The 2,886-nt window shown below is 70.8% G+C and carries 2 protein-coding genes and 1 pseudogene; all 3 read right to left on the bottom strand.

Features of this window, described 5'->3' with window-relative positions; translation table 11 throughout:
• Positions 1 to 40 precede the first annotated feature (40 nt).
• Positions 41 to 670 carry a ribosome-associated translation inhibitor RaiA gene (gene raiA, locus KBX53_RS28140; protein ID WP_030331512.1) on the bottom strand — a complete coding sequence of 210 codons (630 nt, stop codon included), beginning with the start codon at positions 668 to 670 and terminating at the stop codon, positions 41 to 43.
• 244 nt (positions 671 to 914) lie between these two features.
• Entirely contained in the window at positions 915 to 1,622 is a 708-nt protein-coding gene (locus tag KBX53_RS28135; protein ID WP_210862570.1) for a ComF family protein, read from the bottom strand.
• A 181-nt stretch (positions 1,623 to 1,803) separates the two neighbouring features.
• Positions 1,804 to 2,859, bottom strand: a pseudogene (locus KBX53_RS28130) (LpqB family beta-propeller domain-containing protein); the annotation flags it as partial.
• Positions 2,860 to 2,886: the final 27 nt, after the last annotated feature.

The raw sequence follows: 2,886 nt of genomic DNA, 5'->3' as shown, positions 1-2,886 counted from the left end.
ACGCCCCGCCACAACTCCCCGGTCGAACGAGAGGGGTGGGTCAGGTGGCGAGGGAGATGATCCCGTAGTCGTAGGCGTGCCGCCGGTAGACGACGCTGGGACGGCCGGACTCCTTGTCCTGGAAAAGGTAGAAGTCGTGGCCGACCAGTTCCATCTCGAACAGCGCGTCGTCGATGGTCATCGGCTCCGCCGGGTGCACCTTCTCCCGGGCGATGTGCCACGGCTGCTGGTCGTCGTACTCCTCCTCGACCCGCTCCGCGACGGCCGTGCCGGCGCGGGCGCCGTCGCTCGGCGCGGTGGAGACCAGGTCGGCGACCGGCAGGCCCGCGGTGGCCTCGGCGACGGAGATCGGCGCGTGCCGGCCCCGGTGTACGCGGCGGCGGTCGGCTGCGCGGCGTAGCCGGGTGTCGAGCTTCGCGATGGCGGCGTCGAGCGCGCTGTAGAAGTCGTTCGTGCAGGCCTCGGCCCGAATCACCGGACCCCGGGAAACGCAGGTGATCTCCACCCGCTGGCAGTGGTCGGCTTGGCGCGGATTGCGCTCGTGAAACAGCTCGACATCGACGCGAATAAGTTTGTGGTCGTAGCGTTCGATCTTCGCGAGTTTCTCGGCTACGTGTACCCGGTAATGATCGGGAACTTCGACGTTACGGCCCTTGACCACGATGTCCACGTGACCTCCCTTGTTCGGACGGTCTTCGATCCGGTTACCCGGCCGCGCGCCGTGGGGAGACCCGCTGGCGTCGACCGGTTGTACGGCTACGCCTCCTCTCACCGCCGAGGGCGGTTGGAACGACCTCCTACCCCCGACAGCGAAACGCTAACTCCTGTTTGCCCGGCAGTCACCCCATGTTGCCGAGACGGCCCAGAATTTTTCGCAGCTCATACACCAACGGGTGAAACGGAAACACGATGGGTTACGACTGGTGTCTTTTCTCGGTCGCCGCGAGCACCGCGGCGACTGTTGGCGCAGATCCCGTCGCGCTCAGCACTCCGCTCGCGGCGGCGAGGGTCACCCCGGTGGTGACGATGTCGTCGAGCAGCACCACGACCGGTGCCGGGCCGGCGGCACCACCCCGCAACGGCCCGGCCGAGCGAGGCTGGAAGGCCGCCTCGGCCGCCGCCGCCCGCCCGGCGCTGTCCAGGGTGACCGAGTCGGGCCGGGGCAGCGCCCGCAGCGGACGGTGCACCCGCGCCGCCCAACCGCCCCGGTTGAGCCGGGCCGCGCAGTGCCGGGCCAACCGGTCGAGGTGGTCTCCGTAACGGGACCGGGCCGCCGCCGCGGTGTCCGGGACCGGAACCAACGCCAACGGACGAGGCTCGCCGACGGCCGCCGCGACGACCTCGGCGAGCAGCGCGCCGAGTGGGCGGGCCAGGCCGTGTCGGCCGTGTTCCTTGTACGCCAGCAGAGCCTCACGCAGCGGACCCGCGTACGAGCCGAGTGCGACGCAGGACGGCAGACCCGGCGGGGCGGGGGTGGGGCGCACCGCCCGTGGCCGCAACTGGCTCAGCGCGGTGACGCAGGCGGGGCAGACCCCGTGCCGCAGGCCGGGGCGGCGCTCGCGACAACCGGCGCAGTCGGCGGGTAGCACCAGGTCGGCGAGGTCCGCCCAGAGCCCGCCCACCGGGACAGTAGAGGAAGAACGGGGCCGACGGGTTGCTCTGCCGCACGCCGGCCGGCACCTGGGCGATGCCGCGTACCCGGCTGGGCTCGATGCGTTCGAACGGGCTACTGCGGTAGGCCACCCCGTTCACCTCGTACATGTAGGCACCGCTGGGCGCCCGCACGCCGCGGTTGCTCGGGTACGCCGTCAGGTGGTTGACCTTGGCACCGAGGTCGGTCCGCAACGGCGTCTCCAGGGCGCCGTCGACGCTGATCTCGTAGAGCGCCGGCTGGCCGACGGACCCGGCCACCACCAGTTGGTCCTCCCTGCCCCAGTCGACCGCCGTCGGGTTGGTCAGCGAGGTGACCAGCTCTCGGGGCGGGCCGATGGAGACCCCGCCGCCGTCGAGGTTGACAGCGGCGACGTAGAGGCGGCCGCCGGCGATCAGCGCCACCCGCTGGCCGTCCAACGCGGCGGCCACCGCCGTGACCTCGCCGGAGGGCAGGTTGAGCGGCATCTGATACATCCGCGCCGTCTCGTCGAACCGGTAGAGCTGCCCGTCGGCCACGACCAGGCCGCGGCCGGGTCGGGAGTCGACCATCCGCAGCCAGACCGGCCGGCTGATCGAGGAGTACTCGGTGCTGCTGCGGCTGAGCACGGAGACCGGCTCGACGCCCGTGCCCACGGCGAGCCGGTAGCGGTTCTTGCTGCCGGTGACCACCATCGCGGCGAGGATCCGCCGGTCCTTGGCGAACCCGAGGCTGGCCGAGACGACGTTGCGGTTGACCTCGGGCGCCAGCGGCACGGTGCCGCTGGGCTCGCCTTCGAAGTCGAGCGGGTGGATCGCACCGTCGTACACCCCGAAGCGCAGCGGGCTGGCGGCGTGCGGGTAGAGCGCATGGGAGTTTCGGCGCTCGCCCAGGATCACCACCGGTTGCGCGTTGTTGCGGATCTTCAGCTCCAGTTGGCCCGGCAGGTCACCCAACGACCAGGCGATCTGGGTGATCAACTGGTCGATGCCGTTCTGGTCGTCGCTGGGCATGTCCAGGTTGACCTCCCACCGACCGTTCCCACCGGTGGCGTTGTTGATCAGCTCGGTGCGGTCCGGCAGCCCGACGACTCCCGGGCGCAGCCAGTCGGAGGGACCGCCGACCAGCCACTTCACCACCTCGTTGACCCGCCGCTCGACCGGCACCGCCTGCGGTCGGTAGCGCTGGTCAGGCACCAGACGGGTGCGGTCGGAGCTCCAGAAGTAGATCGTCTCGTCCTGGTAATACTGTCGGAG

The sequence above is a fragment of the Micromonospora sp. M51 genome (assembly GCF_018070305.1).
GTDB classification, from domain to species: domain Bacteria; phylum Actinomycetota; class Actinomycetes; order Mycobacteriales; family Micromonosporaceae; genus Micromonospora; species Micromonospora parva.
This window is presented reverse-complemented; position numbering and strand designations above follow the sequence as displayed.